Annotated in this window: 2 tRNA genes and 1 rRNA gene; all 3 read right to left on the reverse strand. The window is 47.2% G+C overall.

What is annotated here, in order from left to right:
• Nucleotides 1–198 precede the first annotated feature (198 nt).
• Nucleotides 199–274 (reverse strand) — tRNA-Ala (locus WG929_RS20930).
• A gap of 20 nt (nt 275–294) precedes the next feature.
• Nucleotides 295–371, reverse strand: a tRNA-Ile gene (locus WG929_RS20935).
• A 66-nt stretch (nt 372–437) separates the two neighbouring features.
• Nucleotides 438–521: ribosomal RNA gene (locus WG929_RS20940) — 16S ribosomal RNA — on the reverse strand; the annotation flags it as partial.

Consider the following 521-nt stretch of genomic DNA (forward strand, 5'->3'; position numbering starts at 1 on the left):
ACTTCCTACAAGCTATGAGGAAGAAAACTTTCATGGCAGGGTTATGTTGACGTTAATCCGCCAAGCAACTGCTAGCTTTCTATTGAGAATCTCAATTCTCATGTATCCAAATTTTTAAAGAGCAATCTGATTAATATCAGTAGTAAGAAGCCTTAATCAAAAGCTGCTTAGTGCTGACATTCTTATGGAGTCTTGAAGTGGTGGAGCTATGCGGGATCGAACCGCAGACCTCCTGCGTGCAAGGCAGGCGCTCTCCCAGCTGAGCTATAGCCCCAAATCAAGACTGAACTGAGTTGGTAGGTCTGGGCAGACTTGAACTGCCGACCTCCCGCTTATCAGGCGAGCGCTCTAACCAGCTGAGCTACAGACCTACATCAGATCACAAAGATTTAGACAATTACGTGTGAGCACTTAGCTGAGATGGCTGAAGTATCGTTTAAGGAGGTGATCCAGCCCCAGGTTCCCCTAGGGCTACCTTGTTACGACTTCACCCCAGTCATGAATCACTCCGTGGTAAACGC

Source organism: Oceanobacter antarcticus (assembly GCF_044962685.1).
Classification (GTDB): domain Bacteria; phylum Pseudomonadota; class Gammaproteobacteria; order Pseudomonadales; family Oceanobacteraceae; genus Oceanobacter; species Oceanobacter antarcticus.